General features: G+C 42.9%; 17 protein-coding genes. 6 read left to right on the forward strand and 11 right to left on the reverse strand.

Going from position 1 to position 20119, the window contains the following annotated elements; genetic code table 11:
- Nucleotides 1–29: 29 nt before the first annotated feature.
- Nucleotides 30–776, forward strand: a complete 747-nt coding sequence (locus tag ACDZ28_RS25330; protein ID WP_375103082.1) for an HAD family hydrolase — start codon at nt 30–32, stop codon at nt 774–776.
- 103 nt (nt 777–879) lie between these two features.
- A complete protein-coding gene (locus tag ACDZ28_RS25335; protein ID WP_375103083.1) occupies nt 880–1605 on the forward strand; it encodes a DsbA family protein in 726 nt (241 codons plus the stop codon).
- A gap of 84 nt (nt 1606–1689) precedes the next feature.
- Here the strand turns inward: ACDZ28_RS25335 and ACDZ28_RS25340 are convergent, their stop codons facing one another.
- Nucleotides 1690–3945, reverse strand: a complete 2256-nt coding sequence (locus ACDZ28_RS25340) for a DNA topoisomerase 3 (RefSeq protein ID WP_375103084.1) — start codon at nt 3943–3945, stop codon at nt 1690–1692.
- A 183-nt stretch (nt 3946–4128) separates the two neighbouring features.
- Between ACDZ28_RS25340 and ACDZ28_RS25345 the strand changes: the two genes are divergently transcribed.
- Complete coding sequence (locus ACDZ28_RS25345) at nt 4129–4992, forward strand: pentapeptide repeat-containing protein (protein ID WP_375103085.1); 864 nt, start codon at nt 4129–4131, stop codon at nt 4990–4992.
- A 10-nt stretch (nt 4993–5002) separates the two neighbouring features.
- Here ACDZ28_RS25345 and ACDZ28_RS25350 read toward each other — a convergent pair whose 3' ends face one another.
- The 9 genes from ACDZ28_RS25350 to pdhA all read right to left on the reverse strand — a co-directional run bounded on the left by ACDZ28_RS25350 (nt 5003) and on the right by pdhA (nt 16858).
- On the reverse strand, nt 5003–6715 hold the full coding sequence (locus ACDZ28_RS25350; protein WP_375103086.1) for a proline--tRNA ligase: 1713 nt from the start codon (nt 6713–6715) through the stop codon (nt 5003–5005).
- 423 nt (nt 6716–7138) lie between these two features.
- Nucleotides 7139–8626 carry a glutamate synthase subunit beta gene (locus ACDZ28_RS25355; protein WP_375103087.1) on the reverse strand — a complete coding sequence of 496 codons (1488 nt, stop codon included), beginning with the start codon at nt 8624–8626 and terminating at the stop codon, nt 7139–7141.
- A gap of 230 nt (nt 8627–8856) precedes the next feature.
- Nucleotides 8857–9348: a dihydrofolate reductase gene (locus ACDZ28_RS25360; protein ID WP_375103088.1), complete on the reverse strand. Its 492-nt coding sequence runs from the start codon at nt 9346–9348 to the stop codon at nt 8857–8859.
- A 57-nt stretch (nt 9349–9405) separates the two neighbouring features.
- Nucleotides 9406–10386, reverse strand: coding sequence for a thymidylate synthase (locus ACDZ28_RS25365; protein WP_042128282.1), 981 nt, complete (start codon nt 10384–10386; stop codon nt 9406–9408).
- A 107-nt stretch (nt 10387–10493) separates the two neighbouring features.
- Nucleotides 10494–11468 carry a S66 peptidase family protein gene (locus ACDZ28_RS25370; protein ID WP_375105414.1) on the reverse strand — a complete coding sequence of 325 codons (975 nt, stop codon included), beginning with the start codon at nt 11466–11468 and terminating at the stop codon, nt 10494–10496.
- A gap of 181 nt (nt 11469–11649) precedes the next feature.
- Nucleotides 11650–13062, reverse strand: a complete 1413-nt coding sequence (lpdA, locus tag ACDZ28_RS25375; protein ID WP_042128286.1) for a dihydrolipoyl dehydrogenase — start codon at nt 13060–13062, stop codon at nt 11650–11652.
- Nucleotides 13063–13064: 2 nt separating this feature from the next.
- Complete coding sequence (locus tag ACDZ28_RS25380) at nt 13065–14690, reverse strand: 2-oxo acid dehydrogenase subunit E2 (RefSeq protein WP_042128288.1); 1626 nt, start codon at nt 14688–14690, stop codon at nt 13065–13067.
- A gap of 107 nt (nt 14691–14797) precedes the next feature.
- A complete protein-coding gene (locus ACDZ28_RS25385) occupies nt 14798–15775 on the reverse strand; it encodes an alpha-ketoacid dehydrogenase subunit beta (RefSeq protein WP_042128290.1) in 978 nt (325 codons plus the stop codon).
- Between the two features lie 15 nt (nt 15776–15790).
- Nucleotides 15791–16858 carry a pyruvate dehydrogenase (acetyl-transferring) E1 component subunit alpha gene (gene pdhA, locus ACDZ28_RS25390; RefSeq protein WP_042128292.1) on the reverse strand — a complete coding sequence of 356 codons (1068 nt, stop codon included), beginning with the start codon at nt 16856–16858 and terminating at the stop codon, nt 15791–15793.
- A 265-nt stretch (nt 16859–17123) separates the two neighbouring features.
- Between pdhA and ACDZ28_RS25395 the strand changes: the two genes are divergently transcribed.
- Nucleotides 17124–17855, forward strand: coding sequence for an esterase family protein (locus ACDZ28_RS25395; protein WP_042128294.1), 732 nt, complete (start codon nt 17124–17126; stop codon nt 17853–17855).
- 137 nt (nt 17856–17992) lie between these two features.
- Here the strand turns inward: ACDZ28_RS25395 and ACDZ28_RS25400 are convergent, their stop codons facing one another.
- The gene (locus ACDZ28_RS25400; protein WP_042128296.1) at nt 17993–18457 is read right to left on the reverse strand and encodes a low molecular weight protein-tyrosine-phosphatase; all 465 of its coding nucleotides are present in this window, start codon (nt 18455–18457) and stop codon (nt 17993–17995) included.
- 164 nt (nt 18458–18621) lie between these two features.
- Here ACDZ28_RS25400 and ACDZ28_RS25405 point away from each other — a divergent pair, with 164 nt between their 5' ends.
- A complete protein-coding gene (locus ACDZ28_RS25405; RefSeq protein WP_042128299.1) occupies nt 18622–19263 on the forward strand; it encodes a thiamine diphosphokinase in 642 nt (213 codons plus the stop codon).
- A 326-nt stretch (nt 19264–19589) separates the two neighbouring features.
- Entirely contained in the window at nt 19590–20090 is a 501-nt protein-coding gene (locus ACDZ28_RS25410) for a C40 family peptidase (RefSeq protein ID WP_042128301.1), read from the forward strand.
- Nucleotides 20091–20119 lie beyond the last annotated feature (29 nt).

Here is a 20119-nt window from a genome sequence, read left to right on the forward strand (position 1 = left end):
TACAGATACAGATCCAAGGAGTGAGAGATATGAAATACATGACACAACAGGTGATTTTCGATCTAGATGATACACTGGTTCACTGCAACAAATACTTTGATTTGATTTTAGGGCAATATTTTGAGCTGATGACAGATTGGTTTAATGAATTTGGACCGAGCACGAGTGAATTACGCAACAAACAAATAGAAATAGATGTGCACACGGTCAACACAAGTGGTCTTGCCAGCGATAATTTCCCTAAATCCCTAATCGCTACCTACCGTTATTTTTGTGCTAAATATAATCGCCCGACAGACCGTTTTCAAGAACAGCAATTACACAAGCTCGGACTAAGTGTCTACGACCAAGAAATCGAAGCTTATCCCGGCATGGTTGAAACGCTCGATGCGTTGAAGCAGGACGGTCACCATTTATTTCTTTACACAGGTGGAGACGATACGATCCAACAACGTAAGATAGAGCAAATGAAGCTGGATGCTTACTTTGATGATCGGATCTATATTCGTCAACATAAAAATGTTGAGGCACTTGAAAATATTTTGACTACACAAGGGTTTGACCGCAAACGTACCTGGATGATTGGTAACTCGTTACGTACAGATGTACTCCCAGCAGTGACCGCAGGCATTAACAGTATCTATCTAAAGCAACAGAATGAATGGAGTTACAACCTTATAGAACTGGAGCAAGAGATGCAGCAAGCTGTGAAGACCATTTCCTCCATCCATGAGGTGCCTCCTGTTATTCGTACAGCTACCCTGCAGAAACTCTAGGTGCTACGTAAACTTAGACATTGTTACAAATGACATATCCACTCTATCTCTAGGATGATTATACTATTTTTGTATAATTCCCATATGAGGTAGGAGATGAGATATGAACAAGAACGTGAAGTCCAACCATTCCCGAACTAACAAACCAATGCTTCCCATGCTCTTAGGCGTAGTAGTAGTAATCCTTGTCGCTGTTATTGTCTTTATTCTGAATGACAAGACGGACAGTACTGAGGGACTACCTAACTACACTGATGTGAAGGGGAGCATTGTTGTTGACGGGCTGAAATATGAAAAGCAACCTCATCTTGGTAGTCCTGATGCCAAAATCAAAGTTATCGAATTCGCAGATTTCAAATGTCCTGCCTGCAAAAATTGGACAGAGAAATATCTGGACACTTTTGTTAAGGACTATGTGGAGACCGGAAAAGTTGAACTCTTCTTCATGAACTTTGCCTTCTTGGATCGAGATTCCTATCTAGCGGCAAGTGCAGGTGAAGCCATCTATAAGCAAAGCAACGAGAAGTTCTGGGAATACCTCCATAAGCTATATGCCAATCAAGGTGATGAGAGCAAAATATGGGCCACACAGAAGTTCATTCTAAATTTCGTCAAAGATAACATTGAAGGCATTGATTATGCACAATTCGAGACAGATCTCAAGAATCATACCTACATGTTCGACGTCAAAGAAGACTTCAAAATTGCGGGATCCTACGGGGTTAATGGTACACCTAAATTTATGGTAAATGGTGCCCTACTTCCAGACTCCTCCTATGAAGGGCTAACTGCAGCGATTGAAGCGCAATTAGATAAAGCTACTGAATAATTAGCGAATAAAAAAGGTGTCTCTGCCACGTATCCAACATGGCTGAAGACACCTTTTTGCCGTACATAGATTCTTTCCGATCGGCTATGACTCTACTGCTAGTTGACCTGTATCCATATTCTGAAGCACTAATTTGCCTTCAAGTGGCGTACCGTCTTCGCTGGTTAGCTTTAGCTTGCCCGTCCGACCTTTCTCAATCAAGGCTTTCACTTGCGCATCCGTGAGTGTACGACCATGGTTCTCTTTCCAGATCACGAATTTGCAGCCTTCCTTGTAATGAGAGCAGCCGTAGCCTTTTTTACCCATAAAAATCATACCGCCGCAGCCGGGACGTGGACAGTTCCCAATAATTTTAGGCCCTGAATTTGCAGCTTCCGCTTCGCTACTTGCCTTACGTTTTCGCGGTGCCGCAGGTTTTTCAGTGGTTTTACGGGTTGGGCTTGCACCGCCTCGACCTTTAGCACCTGTATTGACAGAAGGCGTTTCCCCTTCAAAAGAGGTTTTGGACGCCCGAGATTGTACTCGTACTTTATCGACGATCATACAAGCGAATCTTTTTACATTCTCCATAAACTGTCCGTCCGACGCCGTTCCTCTGGAGATTTCGTTCAAGCGACGCTCCCATTGTCCGGTCATTTCAGGCGAAGTTAACAGCTCAATGCCCGCTCCACGTATCAGCTCAATAGCTGTGCGTCCTTTTTGCGTGATGGCTATTTTTTTACCTTGCATTTCAATATATCCTACATTCTTAAGCCGTTCTATAGTTGCTGCGCGGGTAGCCGGAGTTCCTAGCCCTGAATCCTTCATGGCATCACGAAGCTCTTCATCCTCAATCTGCTTGCCCGCACTTTCCATCGCTCTAAGCAGCGTACCTTCTGTGTAGTGCTTTGGTGGCTGTGTATCTTTCTCTTTAACGACAGCATCACTACAAATCACTTCATCTGCTGGAGCGATAGCGAACGGTTCATTCACTTCAATTTCTTCGTCTTCCTCATCATCCTTGTTTTTACTTTTGGACGACTTCGCTTTATCCTTTTTCTGGTCGGCATAAATGACCTTCCAACCTAGGCTTAACAATTCCTTGACTGTGGTTTTGAACTTTTCGTCTTCTACCTCGGTCATCACGGTATGCACTTTATACTCCGCTGCCGGATAAAACTGAGACAAAAAGCGCCGTACAATCAAATCATACAGCTTTCCCTCATCTGCACTAAGTCCTGATGCTTTACGATATGTAGGCAAAATCGCGTGGTGATCTTCCACCTTCGAGGGGTTACAGATGAATTTATTCCCTTTATGAACCAGATTGCGATTCGCACCCTTCACCCATTCATCATAAGCCGTCCCTTGCAGCGCTGATAAGGTCTTATGCATCTCAGGAATATTCTGTTCGGTAACATAGTTGGAGTTCGTCCGCGGATAAGAGATCACCTTATGCTTTTCATATAATGCTTGAGCAATATCGAGCGTCTTTTTTGCGGAAAATGCGTACTTTCCGTTCGCCTCCCGCTGCAGCAGCGTTAAATCATACAGCTTATTCGGATACTCTTTCGTTTCCTTGACCTCGTAGGACTCAATCCGGCCCGGTTTTCCTTTGACCTTGGCAGCTAGCGCTTCCGCCTTCTCTCCATCAGTCAGCCGATCTCCCTGCCACATCCCTTTATAGGTCATTTCATTCTGAGTAAAATGTCCCTCCACCTCAAAAAACTTAAGGGAGGAGAACGCCTCAATTGTCTTCTGACGATCGTAAATCAGCGCAAGCACGGGCGTTTGAACTCTACCCACGGACAGCAGCACATTATGCTTTGTAGTAAAAGCACGTGATCCGTTCATACCAATGAGCCAATCCGCTTCACTGCGTGCTTTTGCCGCTTTCGTTAGATTCTCATATTCCGATCCATCCTTCAGCTCCTGAAATCCTTTGCGAATAGTCTCTGGCGTCAAATCCGAGATCCATAGTCGCTTCACAGGATGCTCCAGCTTTAAATGGCGTTGAATAAGTGAAAAGATATGCTGCCCTTCTCGCCCCGCATCGCATGAATTCACTAAAAGGTCACTTCGTTTCGCAAGGTCTCCGATTACCTTCAGCTGATCGATCGTCCGCGCATTAGGCACCAGTTTGAACTGGTCTGGAATAATGGGCAGATCATTAATGTTCCACTTTTTGTATTTAACATCATAAGCATCCGGCTCGGCCAAACCGATTAGATGCCCTATTGCCCACGTAATAATGTACTGCTCCCCTTCAAGATAGGAACGGTAATTTTTGGCCTTCGGTTCTATTGCGGCGGCGATATTCCGCCCCATATCCGGTTTCTCCGCAATAATGAGTGTCTTCAAAAACAATCGCTCCTTACCTTTTCGTTCTTAAGTCCAAAATGCGTCCAGTATTCTATTATAACATTAACCTCTGATTTTTTTAATGGATAGGTTAGAAGGCTAGTAAAATTCAGACTTCACTTAGTCTTTTCTATGAATTAGAATAGTTTGGTAAACTCTATTATAAATCGGAGGAATCAAACCGTGCCCGAGAATCACAAATTCACAGAAACTTTTACGGACAGAAATGGCCACTATCTTAAAGCAGAATGTGAGAACTGCTTCGGTTTGTGCTGTGCCGCCTTGCCTTTTTCAGCTTCAGTTGATTTTGCTATGGATAAAGCAGCCGGCCAGCCGTGTCATAACCTACAATCAGACTTTCGCTGTGGTGTACATACAGATTTAAGAACACTAGGATTTCGTGGTTGTAGGGTATATGACTGTTTTGGCGCTGGGCAAAAGCTCTCTCAGGTTACATATACTGGTGAGGACTGGCGAACGAATCCAAAAACTGCGAAGCAAATGTTCGAGGTATTTCCGGCCATGTGGCATTTACACGAATTGTTATGGTATCTAAACGAATCTTTAAACTTAGAAGTCACCCATACTATCCATGTTGAGCTGCAAGCAGCACTCGATGAGACGGAACAACTCACTTTACTTAACCCTGAATCCCTACTAAAAGTAAATGTTGACGCTCATCGAGCAAAAATAAATCTGTTGCTGCTGCAAGTCAGTGAACTTGTACGTACTGAAGCTCGCCGTAAACTAAAAAAATCTTTGAGAACTTTCAGCCGGGGTGCCGATCTTATTGGTGCTAACCTCAAAGGCGCTGATCTCAGAGGCGCCAACTTACGGGGAGCCTATTTAATTGCTGCAGATCTTAGAGATGCTGATCTTAGAGGTGCCGATCTCATAGGAGCAGATTTCCGTGATACTGACCTTAGAGGCGCTAATCTAACTGAAAGTATTTTTCTAACTCAAGCTCAGATTAATGCGGCGAAAGGCGATGACTATACAAAATTACCGCCAGCACTCTCCCGCCCTGAACAATGGTATTCGGTTTGAGTTATAGAAATTATTTCAGCTGTGAAAAGATCGCTTGGATACGAGTAACTGCTTCGACTAACTCTAGGACCTCTTTTCCTGCTGTGTTTCTTTCTAGATACTCCACCCTTCCCTGTGTTGCTTCCTTACCAACCACTAGCGTTACAGGTATACCAATCAAGCTTGAATCCTTAAATTTAACGCCAGCACGTTCATCCCTATCATCCAGCAGCGTCTCAATACCGAGCTTAGTAAGCTGAACATATAGATCCTCTGCAACTGCCAGTTGCTCCGAGTCCTTAACAGACATGATCAAAATATGAACCTGATAAGGTGCCAATGCAACTGGCCACATGATTCCTTGATCATCATGATTCTGTTCTACAATCGCGGACAATAGACGTGAGATCCCAATTCCATAACAACCCATGATCATAGGCTGACTTTTGCCAGAACGATCTAAAAAGGAAGCTCCAAGCTTCTCACTATATCTGGTACCTAATTTAAAGACATGCCCAATTTCTATTCCTTGTTGAAAATGAAGCACGCCATCCTCGCAATGTGGACAAGCTTCTCCTTCCGCTACATTGCGAAAATCCCCCACATGCTCAAGCCCAAAATCTCTACCAGGTACAACATTACGGAAGTGATAATCTTTTTCTCCTGCTCCCGCAATCCCATGGGTCATTCCAGACACTGTAGCATCAACTAGTACAGGTAGTGTCAAACCCACCGGCCCCACAAACCCACTCTCTACACCCGTTAAGGATTTCACAGCATCATAGTCAGCAAGCTTAATCTCCGTCGCACCTAAATATTTACTCACTTTTATCTCATTTACTTCATGATCTCCTCGAACCACTACAGCAAAGAATTGTCCGCTACCTTCGTAGATCAATGTTTTCATAATCTGCTCTGGCTGGATCTCCAACTCCTGCTCTAGTTGATCAATTGTACGTAAATTTGGAGTATGGAATTTCTCTATCGCTGGTACTTCGAAATTCATTTCCTTCTTAACAGGACGCACAGCTTCTGCCTGTTCCAGATTGGCTGCGTAATCGCAAGAGGAACATACCGCAATCGTATCTTCCCCGATATCAGCCAGTGCCATAAATTCATGGCTGCCCCCTTCTCCGCCAATTGCACCAGAATCTGCATGAACAGCTCTGAACTTCAATCCACATCGCTTAAATATCCGGTGATAAGCATCGAACATTTGGTGGTATGATTTATCAAGTCCTTCTGAGCTTATGTCAAAAGAGTACGCATCCTTCATCAAGAACTCTCTACCTCTTAGCAATCCAGAACGTGGACGCCGTTCATCTCGGAACTTAGTCTGAATCTGATACACGGTAACAGGAAGCTTACGATAGGAGCTGATCTCATTCCGCACAAGTGTGGTTACTACTTCTTCATGCGTTGGACCGAGAATGAATTCCCGCTCATGACGATCCTTAAAAGTCATCAACTCCTTACCATAAACATCATAACGTTCTGATTCCTTCCAAAGTTCCGCTGGCTGCATGGATGGCATTAAAATCTCCTGCGTTCCGGAATGATCCATCTCTTCTCTCACAATCGCTTCTATCTTTCGTAGAACCCGCCGTCCAAGTGGTAAATAGGTATATACTCCAGCAGCTAATTGACGGATATACCCCGCACGCAGCAGTAGCTGATGACTGTTTGTCTCCGCTTCCGAAGGCACCTCACGCAGTGTTGTTAATAATAAATTGCTTTGTCGCATCTTAAATACCCTCCCCAAAAATTATCTCTCTAAATGCAAAAAGACACATTCGTCAGGGACGAATGTGTCGTGATACCACCCTTATTCAACTGCCAGCTCAACATACAATCCATTCTGATTTGGCAATCCTCAAATCGGATAACGGTCGATTCCGGTAGCGGGTTAGTAGATAATATCGCTACAGCTACCAAGGCAGGATACCACTCACACGTGTTTGAGGAACCTTTCACCCGGTGGGTTCCCTCTCTGTTCTAACGCTTTCTGAATCGTAGATCCTTGGTCAATGCTTTTACCATGTGAATAATGTATTTAATTTATAGGATACTGATATCTATGTCAAGCATCGCTTTATTTAAAAAACCGTTTCTCCAGCAGGTAAACTGCTTTTGAAACGGCTTATTATACAATTATTATCTTAACGTTTTAAACAAGAACGGTTGACCCCATCAAGTATTTATCTACTTCACGTGCAGCTTCGCGACCTTCGTTGATAGCCCAAACCACCAAGCTTTGACCGCGGCGCATATCACCAGCAGCAAATACTTTGTCTACGTTCGTATTGAATTTACCATAACGTGCTTTCACATTTGAACGACGATCTGTCTCAAGATCAAGCTCTTGAATAATATCTTGTTCTGGGCCATCAAAGCCAATGGCAATCAGAGCAAGTTGAGCAGGATATACAGCTTCGGTGCCTGGAACCGGCTGATAGATCTTACGACCTGTCTCATCCACAATCCGGCGGATTTGGACGGTGTGAAGTTCTTTCAAATTCCCCTCTTCATCACCAACAAATTTAGTGGTCATGATAGAGAACTCACGCGGATCATCCCCAAAAATGGCTTTGGCTTCTTCTTGCGCATAATCCAGCGTGTATACATTCGGGAATTGTGGCCAAGGATTAGCTATCGGATCACGTTGTAACGGTGCTTTTTCATGTGTACCAAATTGAGTGATACTGCTGCAGCCGTGACGAAGCGCAGTGGCAACACAGTCAGAACCTGTATCCCCACCGCCCAAGACGATCACGTCTTTACCTTCAGCGGACACATAGTTGCCATCCTCAAGGTTGGAATTCAAATAGCTCTTAATCGTACCATTTAAATAGTCCATAGCATACATTACACCCTTAAGCTCACTACCTTCAACGTTAAAGCGGCGTGCCTTAGTAGCTCCACCACACAGAACGACTGCATCATACTCATCAACAATTTGCTGCGCAGGAATATCCTTACCAATCTCTGTATTCACTACAAAATTAATACCTTCAGCGGCTAATAAATCTACACGACGTTGCACAACTCTCTTATCGAGTTTCATAGTCGGAATGCCATATGTGAGCAGACCGCCGATGCGGTCACTGCGTTCAAATACAGTTACAGTATGTCCAGCCTTATTAAGTTGTGCAGCTGCTGCGAGTCCAGCAGGCCCAGAGCCTACGATTGCAATCTTCTTGCCTGTACGTTTCTCTGGAGGATTAGGTACAACCCAGCCTTCTTCAAAACCTTTATCAATAATAGCTAGCTCAATGGTCTTAATGGTTACCGGCTGTCCAATTAGACCCACTGTGCAAGAGCCTTCGCAAGGAGCAGGACAAATACTCCCAGTAAACTCAGGGAAATTATTCGTCTTATGCAGGCGTTCCAATGCTTCTTTCCAGAGTCCGCGGTACACCAAATTATTCCACTCTGGAATTAAATTGTGAACTGGACAACCTGAGGTTCCTCCAGCCATATCAATTCCTGTATGGCAATAAGGAGTTCCGCAATCCATGCAGCGCGCTCCTTGTGTCTGAAGCTCGTCCTCGGATAAATGATGGTGGAACTCCTCCCAGTCTTTTACCCGCTGCTCAGGATCCCGATCCCCTGGGAGCTGCCGTTTATACTCCATAAAACCTGTAGGTGTAGACATGTTTACGTTTCCCCCATCCGTTCTCTTCGTGTTGAAGTATAGTACATTGTAGCATATTGCGGCTTCGTATGGTCGTGAGCAGCGCAATGAAGTACCTGCACATTCTATACCTGTAGATTATCATTTCTAATTTTAATTATAGTAGCACTCATTACTTTTGCACAGTAATGGATTAATCTACTGTTTTTTTGTACTATTTCACATGTTATGTCAGAGAAAACGTTTTATTGCTATTCCGTACGTTCATAAACAAGAAAACGGTAATCATACGGATTCTTCTCATCACGTATTCCCTTCTTATTGGAAATCTCTTTCCACACACTCCAGTCAATATCAGGAAACCGGGTATTCCCTTCAAAATCCTGTTCAATTTGGGTTAACAACAACTTGTCAGCATAAGGTAACATCAGTTTGTAAATTTCCGCACCACCGATCACCATCAGCTCATCGTCTTTTCTACCCTCTCTGAGAGCCTCCTCAAGCGTGTTTACAACCTCTGCGCCTTCAGGAGCATAATCTGTATCTCTTGTCATGATTATGCTTGTTCTGCCCTTCAGAGGCTTCCCTCCAAGCGAATCCCACGTTTTACGGCCCATAAGCATTCTCTTCCCTAGTGTCTCTGCTTTGAAATAAGCGAAATCCAGCGGTAAATGCCATGGCATATCATTATCTTTTCCAATGACATGATTGGTGCCCATTGCCCAAATTAAAGTAATACTCACGAAACACGCTCCTTCCTGCCTATAAAGATCAAAAAATATTGATTTATGACAATTACGTTATACTGCGATCGGCGCTTTAATCGAAGGATGCGGATTGTACCCTTCAATAACTAGGTCTTCCAGCTCGATATCAAAAAGTGATTTCTTATTTGAATTAATAACCAATGTAGGTAATGGTCTTAAGTCTCTTGATAATTGCTCTTTAACTTGTTCAACATGATTTGAATAAATATGTGCATCACTAATGCTATATACAAACTCGCCTACTTCTAGACCACACTCATGTGCTATTAAATGAGTAAGTAATGAGTAAGACGGGATATTGAAGTTAGCTCCAAGAAAAGAGTCCGCACTGCGTTGCAGCAAGTGACAGCTTAATTTACCATTTGCAACGTAGAACTGGAACATAACGTGGCAAGGTGGTAACGCCGCTTTACTCCCTTTTGCCCCAGCATTTATAACATCTTCTGGGTTCCATGCGCTAACAATTAATCGACGGGAATCAGGGTTTGTTTTGATCTGATGAATAACATCTTGTAATTGGTCAATGGATTCACCTGTAGAAGATGTCCAATTTCGCCATTGCTTACCGTAAACATTCCCTAGGTCGCCATGTTTCGCTGCGAACGCATCATCTTCTAAGACACGATCACAAAATGCTTTCATCTCTGCTTGATAAACTTGATTGAAATCTTCATCAATTAAACAACGATTCCCGAAGTCTGTCATATCTGGACCAGTATATTCATCTGATTCAACCCATCTTTTGAAAGCCCATTCATCCCAAATATGATTATTGTTTTTCAGGAGATAACGGATGTTTGTGTCGCCTTTAATAAACCATAATAATTCACTTGCGATTAAGCGGAACGGTGTACGTTTTGTTGTAAATAGTGGGAAGCCTTTTGATAAATCAAATCGCATTTGATAACCAAATACACTAATTGTACCTGTTCCGGTACGATCTTCTTTTGTCACACCGTTATCTAAAATATATTGTAGAAAATCCAAATAGGTTTGTTCTAACTCATTCGTCAATTTACTGCACCTCCGTAATATTTCACCTCATATATTATATCTGAAAAATCCGATTTTTGTAGGAGGTAAGATATTTTTAAAATTTATTTAATAATATGAGGAGTCCACTACTCCGCTATCCTTAACTCTACTCTAACCCCATACGCACGAAGTGAGGCTTGTCCACCTATAGGGAAAGTAATCATAGGAGATGTATGCCCAAAGTCCACGTCCGCAATGACAGGAATATCTGATAACTCTTCTTTCGATGTTATGATTTTGGTCAACAAATTCTTTGTCATGCGTGATCCTTGTTGGAATCTGCCAATAACAATTCCTTTGACATGCTGAAAATCTGGTTGATGAATCAGCGATTGTAAATCCCTATCAAAGGTTACAGGCGATGATTCATAATCATCCTCGAGAAATAAAATCGAATTATTTAAACTAGGCATATACTCCGTTCCCTGCAAAAGATTTAACGTACAAAGGTTCCCGCCGATAATCGTCCCTTGCGCTTCTCCATCATTGATAATGAATGGACCTTCATTTCTGATAAACACACGGTTCTCCTGATCCAAATACCACTCATCATCACTCCAATGCTTAGATGGCCTTACCAATATTTCTTTATTGTCCATCATCAGCTTGCGGAAATATTGGGTGGTATATTCATTGTCGTGAAGCATAGCGAAGCTTGAAAAATGCGGTCCGGAATAAGTAACTAATCCTGTTTTGGCATAAATTGCATTACTTAGAGCCGTAATATCTGAATACCCGCATAATCGTTTAGGGTGCTCTGCAATCAGTGAGTAATCGATATAACGTAGCAGTTGATTGCTATTAAAGCCTCCAATGGTAGTAAGAATCCCTTTAACATTCGGATCTAAAAAAGCTTCATGCAAATCCTCTATTCTAGAATCGATCGATGAGGAAACAAATTCATCCTTCTCAAAGGAATTTACGGAAAATGATATCCGAAATCCTAATTGCTGTAGCTGCTCTTTGGCAATTTTCCTTTGTTCAGCAGCAATTAATGACAGACTTCTGGCAGGTGAGATAATCCGCAACTCATCACCAGGCTTTAACTTATTGGGTTTCATCATTTGTCCTCCCTATATAAGTTTTTTAAATACGGATGATTGATTTTTATAGTGTATTCGCTCAATTTGCTTCATCTCCTCCCATTATATCTATTTTCAAAAATAAGTGAAAAACTCAAAAAGGCGAAACGCAAATGCGTTCCGCCTTTTTTGTGCCTGCTAGAGCAATTGGGTAGAGAAATTATTTCATTACGTGAATAGGATGACCTTCAACCAGTTCAGCAGCTTCCATGACGATTTCGCCAAGGGTTGGATGCGCATGAATAGTCAAAGCGATATCTTCAAGTGTTGCGCCCATTTCAATTGCCAAACCAAGTTCAGCGATCAAGTTAGAAGCTTCGATACCAACGATTTGTGCACCAAGCACAAGGTTGTTTTCGGAGTTAGCAACAATTTTGATGAAACCTTCTGGGCTGTTCAAAGATACGGCGCGGCCATTCCCTGCGAATGGGAACTTGCCAGCTTTCACTTTGTAGCCTTTGTCTTTTGCTTCTTTCTCTGTTAGACCTACGCTAGAGCACTCAGGGTCTGTAAACACAACTGCTGGGATGACTTTGTAGTCAACAACAGATGTAAGTCCTGCAATCGCTTCTGCGGCAATCTTACCTTCGTAAGAAGCTTTATGTGCCAATGCCAGACCTGGAACAACGTCGCCGATAGCGAAGATGTTAGGAATGCTTGTGCGACCTTGGTGATCAACTTTGATCAATCCGCGATCGTCAAGCTCTAGACCGATCAGATCCAGACCAAGTTCACCGTCTGTGTTAGGACGACGGCCTACAGTAACAAGCAAGTAATCCGCAGTTACTTCTTTGGATTCGCCACCAACAGAATATTTCACGGTAACTTCCTTGTCGTTCTGTACAGCACTTTCAGCTTTAGCATTAGTTACGATTTCGATGCCAGTTTTGGCCATGTTCTTCGCAACAAGACGAGTCATATCTTTATCGAAGCCTGGAAGTACAGTATCCAATCCTTCAATGATTGTTACTTTAGTACCGAATTTGGAGTACATTTGACCAAGCTCAGCGCCGATGTAACCACCACCGATTACGATCATGCTCTTCGGAATTTCTGGAAGTTCCAGAGCTTCAGTCGAAGACAAAATGCGTCCACCGAATGGGAAAGGTTTCAATTCAATCGGACGGGAACCTGTAGCAATGATACAGTGCTTGAAGCGGTAACGTGGGGATTCATGATCATTGAACACACGTGCTTCTGTGTCGCTGATAAACATGCATTCGCCGTTAAATACTTCAATTTTGTTGCCCTTCATCAAGCTAGTCACGCCGCTAGTCATTTTCTTAACTACGCCGTTTTTGAACTCTTGAGTTTTGGCAAAATCCACTTTAACGTTCTCAGCTGTAACACCGAAAACTTCACCATGCTTAGCAGATTCGAACTGATGTGCAGCAGCAATCAGTGCTTTAGAAGGAATACAACCACGGTTCAAACATACACCGCCGAGTTCCGATTTATCCACGATGAGGACCTTTTGGCCGAGCTGGGCGGCACGAATTGCCGCCACATACCCACCAGGACCTGCACCAATGACCAATGTGTCAATATCTAGAGAAGCGTCTCCTACTACCATAATTATACCTCCATAACCAGCAGCTCAGGATTATTGAGCAGCGATTTAATGTAGTTCATAAAGTTTTGAGCAGTCGCACCATCGATAATACGGTGGTCAAAGCTGAGTGACAACGCCATTACAGGAGCAACTACGATTTCACCATTCTTCACAACTGCTTTTTCACTGATACGGCCAGTTCCGAGGATAGCCACTTCAGGGAAGTTAATGATTGGAGTAAAGAACATACCGCCAGCAGAACCAATGTTACTGATAGAGATCGTGCTGCCTTTCATTTCGTTAGCAGACAATTTACCGTCACGACCACGAACTGCAAGGTCAGTGATGCTGCTAGCGATCATCCAGATGCTCTTACGGTCAGCGTCTTTGATAACTGGAACAATCAAACCGTTAGGTGTATCAGTAGCGATACCGATATTGTAGTATTTCTTGTAGACAATTTCGCCTGCTTCTTCATCAATCATAGCGTTGAGTGCTGGGAATTGACGGGAAGCTGCAACCAATGCTTTAACGATGAACGGAAGGTAAGTAACCTTAACGCCTTTTTTCTCAGCGATTGGTTTCATACGTGTACGGAATGCTACCAGTTCAGTAACATCTACTTCGTCCATAATGGTAACGTGCGGTGCAGTGTAAGCCGATTTAACCATTGCATTGGAGATCGCCTTACGAATGCCCTTGAATGGTACACGTTCTTCTTCAAGACTAACATTACCGCTCGCCGCTGCTGCTGGTGCTTTAGCTTCGGTCTTAGCAGCCTTAGGAGCTTCAGAAGCTGCCGCTGCTGGTGTTGCAGATGCTGCTGGTACTGAACCGCCTTTCAGGAATGCTTCAACGTCTTCACGAGTGATTTTGCCACCTTTTCCAGTTCCGTTCACTTTAGAAATATCCACTTTTTGCTCACGAGCAAATTTGCGAACGCTTGGTGTAGCCAATACATCACGGTCAGGAGCTGGTGCCGCACTAACAGATCCGCTTGCAGGGGAAGAAGTTGTATCTGCACTGCCTTTTGCTACATCTGCTTCTGCAGCTGCATGACCGGCTTGTTCAGGAACGTCACCTTCTGCAGCAATGATAGCTACAACATCGCCGACACGGCATACTTGACCGTCTTTAGTCAGAACTTCCAATACAGTACCGTTCACTGGACAAGGAACTTCAACTACCGCCTTGTCATTTTGAACTTCCATGATGATATCATCATCGGTTACTTTGTCACCGGCTTTGATATGCATTTTGATGATTTCACCTTCATGCAGACCTTCACCCAGTTCTGGGAACCGATATTCAAAGTTCGCTGATTTAGCATTCGCAGGAGCTGGTGCAGCAGGTGCAGGTGCAGCTGGAGCTTCTTCAGCAGCATGACCTTCTTGCTCAGGCACATCGCCCTCAGCTTCGATAATTGCTACAACTTCGCCAACACGGCATACTTGACCGTCTTTAGTCAAAACTTCCAACACAGTACCGTTCACTGGACAAGGTACCTCAACTACCGCCTTGTCATTTTGAACTTCCATTACGATATCATCATCCGTTACCTTGTCACCGGCTTTGATATGCATTTTGATGATTTCACCTTCATGCAAACCTTCACCTAGTTCAGGGAATCGGTATTCAAACTTTGCCACTTTGAAAACCTCCTTGTGAAATTGGGACTGACCTTATGATTAGAATTTAGAAGAAGAAACGACGTTGTCATCCTATATAGGATGACAACCGTTTCTCATAGAATTTTTTAGAAATCCAAAACTTTCTTCACGCCTGCAATGATACGCGCAGGGTTTGGAAGCCATGTATCTTCAATTTGTGCGAATGGATACACTGTGTCAGGTCCTGCGATACGAAGCACAGGCGCTTCCAAGTGCAGCAATGCTTTTTCATTAATTTGTGCAATAACCTCAGCAGCAACACCGGAGCTCTTTTGAGCTTCTTGTACTACGATAGCACGATTAGTCTTCTTCACAGACGCTACAATAGTGTCGATGTCGATTGGACTTACAGTACGAAGGTCAATAATTTCAACGTTAATGCCTTCTTTTTCGAGTTGCTCGGCTGCTTTGGTAGCTGTATGTACCATCAGCCCGTAAGTAATAATCGAAACGTCAGTACCTTCACGAACTACGTTAGCTTTGCCAAGTTCAACAGTGTATTCACCTTCTGGTACTTCAGCACGGAACGCATGGTAAAGGTTCAAATGCTCCATGAAGAATACAGGGTCATTGTCGCGGATAGACGCGATAAGAAGTCCCTTAGCATCATATGGGTTTGAAGGAATTACTACTTTAATACCCGGGCTTTGTGCAATCAAACCTTCAAGTGAGTCTGTGTGAAGCTCAGCAGCCTTAACTCCGCCACCAAAAGGAGTACGGAATACGATTGGAGCATTATATTTACCGCCAGAACGCCAACGCAGACGTGCCGCTTGAACGACGATCTGATCAAGTGCTTCAAAGATAAAACCTACGAATTGAATTTCTGCAATTGGGCGGAAGCCTTGTACACCAAGACCAAATGCCAAACCACCGATAGCGGACTCAGCTAGTGGAGTATCAAAAATACGATCTTCGCCAAATTCCTTTTGCAGTCCTTCCGTTACACGGAAAACGCCACCTACATTACCAACATCCTCTCCGAAGATAAGAACGTTAGGGTCACGATTCAGTTCAACGCGCATCGCGTCGCGGATCGCTTCTTTCATATTCATTTGTGCCATTGCCTGATATCCCCCTTATTCAAAATCGGCTTTTTGCTCTTCCAGATGTTTAGGTGTTACTTCGAACATGCTGTCGATCAAGCCAGGTATTGTCATTTTTTCGGTTTGTTCAGCTTTTTTAATCTGCTCGTTAACAGTAGCTTTCGCTTCGTCTTTCACGCGCAGCGTATCTTCTTCAGTCCAAAGACCTTTCTTCTCCAAATACTTGGCAAGACGGTTAATTGGATCCTTTTCACTCCATTGTCCTTCTTCTTCTTTCGAACGGTATTTACTTGCATCGTCAGAAAGGGAGTGTGGACGGAAACGGTAAGTTACAGCTTCGATCAATGTAGCACCTTCACCATTACGTGCACGCTCAGCAGCGTCACGAACAGCACTGATTACCGCAAAGATGTCCATGCCGTCAACTTTGATTCCCGGAATACCAGCTGCAACCGCTTTGTGAGCGATCGATTTGGAAGCTGTTTGTTTTGCGAACGGAGTCGTAATCGCGTAACCGTTGTTTTGAACAAAGAAGATAACAGGCAGTTTAAAGCGACCAGCAAAGTTCAAGCCTTCATAGAAGTCGCCTTCAGAAGAACCGCCATCACCAGTGTAAGTAATTGCAACACTCTTTTGTTTCTTCAATTTAAAGCCCATTGCAATTCCTGTAGCGTGCAGGATTTGCGCGCCGATGATAATTTGTGGCATCAATACATTAACGCCATCAGGAATAGCTCCACCATGTTGGTGTCCACGGGAATATAGGAATGCTTGGTACAATGGAAGTCCGTGCCATACTAGCTGCGGAATATCACGGTAGCCTGGGCATAAGAAGTCTTCTTTTTCCAAAGCGAATTCGCTACCAATCATAGTAGCTTCTTGACCGGATACCGGTGCGTAGAAACCAAGACGGCCTTGACGACCAAGATTTACTGCACGATCATCCCAAGTACGGGTAAATACCATACGATACATAATTTCTTTCAGTTGATCGTCGGTTAAATCAGGCATTTTATCCTTGTTGATAATTTCTCCATCCGGGGAAAGTACCGTTAGAGCCTCGACGTCCTCTGTATACACTTCATAAGGAACTTTACTCATTATCTTCACCTCAATAAAAAAATTTGAATATCAGCTGCCTCTGTTATAATATTATTATACACCTGTTTGGTTACTTTCGTCAAAGAAATACTTATAAAATTTATATTTCTTTAAATTTTGTATGTATAACAGGTGATATATTTTTATATAACAGTTTAAAGCTTTTGGAACAAGTAAATGATTAATCACACAGTTACTCAGCTATTTATTTTAGAGCAAACCGTTGTGTATTGCAAAATTCGACAAGAAAGGTGACGTGGCAACTATGAGCGATTCTGTTTTTCTGAAACGCACAATTGTAAAAGAAACGCTTTGGAGTGAACATCTGCAGGAGGAACGCAAATTACGCATCTATCTCCCTCCCGGCTACAACGAAGTCTTGAGCTATCCCGTTGTGTATTGCCAAGACGGAGAAGAATTCTTTAACTTTGGCCGCATCGCTACACTTGCTGGACGTCTTATTATAGAAGAAGACGTGGAGCCCTTCATCATTGTTGGTGTCGAAGTAGACGTCGCTGTTCGGACTCAAGAATATGCGCCGTTTGGCAGCAGATTCAAGCAGTACTTATCTTGCTTTTCCGAAGAGATTATTCCCTTCATTGAACAAAAATATCCTGTACGCCGTACTCCGGACGAACGAATCCTAGCAGGTGACTCTCTTGGGGGCAGTGTATCGCTCCATCTTGCACTTGCTTATCCTGCGATCTTTACACGTATCATCAGCCTTTCCGGGGCTTTCTATCCTGAGTCCCGCGAAATGCTGGCCAAAGAAGAGGATCTTTCCTGGCTCAACATTAATATGGTCGTCGGTCTTCAGGAAACTGACTACAAAACGGATACCGGCATTTATGATTTTGTTCAGATGAATCGAGAAACTAAAACATTGCTTGAATCACGCGGAGCAACCGTATCCTACCGAGAGAAGGACGGACGTCATCTCTGGGGATTTTGGCAGAAAGAGCTACCAGAGTCTCTACTCTATTTCTTAAACGCATAATGACCAGTTGATTGTAGTAAATAGTGAACATCTAAAGAACAGTATGTAGATTACTTGTTTGCGCTTACAGTTTAATCCAGCAACTTTCCTCGATTTACCATATGAATCATAACGAGAAAGCTGTAATCCAAATTGGGTTACAGCTTTTCTCTTATCATTCTTTCCAGCAATATGTCACAGCCCGCGTTGATCAAGTCATACACCTGTTCAAAATTACCTGTAAAATACGGATCTGGTACTTCACGCAGTTCCTCCTCAGGCAATAAATCCATGAAGAACATTAGATCAGCGTCATTTCCTCCTGGAACCTTTCGAACATTCTCTCCATTAGACTTGTCCATACAGACGATATAATCAAATTTTTGAAAATCTTCACTGCTAACTAGACGCGCCATCATATTCTCATAGCTAATACCATTATGATCAAGGATACGTCTCGTTCCTTCATGCGGTTCTTTCCCAATATGCCAGTCACCAGTTCCCGCAGAGTCTACAAGAATCTTGTCTGATAATTCTCGTTCATGAATCTTATGCCGTAGAACAGCCTCCGCCATCGGTGATCGACAAATATTACCTAGACATACAAACAGTACTCTTACGATTTTCGTTCACCTCCTGGTTGTTAAACCTAAAATATATGTGAAATTATACTCAAAAGATCACACACTCTCATTTTAGCGTTGTCGAGGTCAATTGTGCAACCTTTCGATCTGCATTATACTGGACAGGATACTCAACTAGAGGTTTAAGAGGAGGAATGGATGTTATGTCATCCAAACGCGTCGTTATTTTTGCCGGTGGTGAATTATCTCCGGATTATTTCGATCTATTAGATGAAGATGATTTTATTATCGGTGCGGATCAAGGGGCATTGTTTCTCATTTCACACGGATATACACCAGATATAGCAGTAGGTGATTTTGATTCCGTTTCGCCTGAGGCACTTCAAGATATTGAGAACCTAAGTAAAAAGACCGTCACCTGTGATGCCGTGAACAAGGATTTAACAGATAGCGAGATGGCACTCGATATTGCAATAGATCAGCAACCTGATTCTATTCTACTATTAGGTGTTACAGGGACTAGAATTGATCATTCTCTGGCTAGCATTCAAATGATGACAAGAGCCCTTCAACGTCAAATCAACTGCTACGTCATGGACACTCATAACTATATAACCCTTACAGGATCCCAGGCTGTTATCAACGATTTAGGCTACACCTACGTTTCTTTGCTACCCTTAACCCCAGAAGTATCGGGGATTACCATTGAAGGTTTTCAATATCCATTGACTGACGCTACGCTGAAGCTTGGACAATCTCTTGGCGTAAGTAATAAACTGATTTCATCCTCAGGAACGGTTTCCATCCGAAGTGGATTGTTGCTGATTATTCAGAGTAAAGATTAATTACATATGGCACATGTATAACGTAAAAATGCTCCCTTTTTGCATTTTAGAAACATCATTGTAACTTTTATAGCAAATTGAAAGAAGCCGAGAAAATCCTTATATACCAAGGGTTTTTCGGCTTTTTTTATATCCTGACAGATTAAATTATTAATTTTTTGTAACTTTTAATGAATTTTTAATATAACGCTTCCAACCCATACCCAGCCTCACTTTATTGCACCTCTACCATTTTTTATGTAATAGATAACCTGCTATACTACGAATCAGGCAAGCAAGACAGACAAACACAACAACAAAGACTAACACCTTGGAGGTACTACAACATGAATAAACAACAATGGATTAAAAAAGCGATTGTTATAGGAATGGTTACTACAATGGGCTTAGGAACAATGATGGCAACAGGCGTAGGAGCAACTAAAGTTGAAGCTGCTTCGGTGTCTAAAGCTCAAAGCATAGTGAATCTCGGAAAGAAATATATGGGAGTGCCTTACAAATTCGGTGCATCCACATCTACTACTAAAGTTTTTGACTGCTCTTCTTTTACTAAATATATCTTTAAACAATATAACGTAACACTGCCTCGTACGGCTGCAGAACAATCCAAAAAAGGAACAGCCGTATCTAAAGCGAATCTTCGTGTAGGCGATCTCGTATTTTTCTCAAGCGGTAGCAGAGCAACTGGCAAAAACGTTACTCACGTAGCTGTTTATGCCGGCAACGGTAAAATTCTGCACACTTACGGTAAGCCAGGTGTTACGATTTCCGATCTTAACTCCGGTACTTGGAAAAAAACTTATTTAAAGGCTCGCCGCGTACTGTAAACAACGGCTCTGTAGTAGAGTTCAAACTA

The sequence above is a fragment of the Paenibacillus sp. RS8 genome, from assembly GCF_041956825.1.
Classification (GTDB): Bacteria; Bacillota; Bacilli; order Paenibacillales; family Paenibacillaceae; genus Paenibacillus_AQ.

Excerpts from the sequence above, each read along its gene's own strand:
- ACDZ28_RS25330 (WP_375103082.1), top strand. The coding sequence starts at position 30 with ATGAAATACATGACACAACAGGTGATTTTCGATCTAGATGATACACTG.
- ACDZ28_RS25335 (WP_375103083.1), top strand. The coding sequence starts at position 880 with ATGAACAAGAACGTGAAGTCCAACCATTCCCGAACTAACAAACCAATG.
- ACDZ28_RS25350 (WP_375103086.1), bottom strand. The coding sequence starts at position 6,715 with ATGCGACAAAGCAATTTATTATTAACAACACTGCGTGAGGTGCCTTCG.
- ACDZ28_RS25355 (WP_375103087.1), bottom strand. The coding sequence starts at position 8,626 with ATGTCTACACCTACAGGTTTTATGGAGTATAAACGGCAGCTCCCAGGG.
- ACDZ28_RS25370 (WP_375105414.1), bottom strand. The coding sequence starts at position 11,468 with ATGAAACCCAATAAGTTAAAGCCTGGTGATGAGTTGCGGATTATCTCA.
- lpdA (WP_042128286.1), bottom strand. The coding sequence starts at position 13,062 with ATGGTAGTAGGAGACGCTTCTCTAGATATTGACACATTGGTCATTGGT.
- ACDZ28_RS25385 (WP_042128290.1), bottom strand. The coding sequence starts at position 15,775 with ATGGCACAAATGAATATGAAAGAAGCGATCCGCGACGCGATGCGCGTT.
- pdhA (WP_042128292.1), bottom strand. The coding sequence starts at position 16,858 with ATGAGTAAAGTTCCTTATGAAGTGTATACAGAGGACGTCGAGGCTCTA.
- ACDZ28_RS25395 (WP_042128294.1), top strand. The coding sequence starts at position 17,124 with ATGAGCGATTCTGTTTTTCTGAAACGCACAATTGTAAAAGAAACGCTT.
- ACDZ28_RS25405 (WP_042128299.1), top strand. The coding sequence starts at position 18,622 with ATGTCATCCAAACGCGTCGTTATTTTTGCCGGTGGTGAATTATCTCCG.
- ACDZ28_RS25410 (WP_042128301.1), top strand. The coding sequence starts at position 19,590 with ATGAATAAACAACAATGGATTAAAAAAGCGATTGTTATAGGAATGGTT.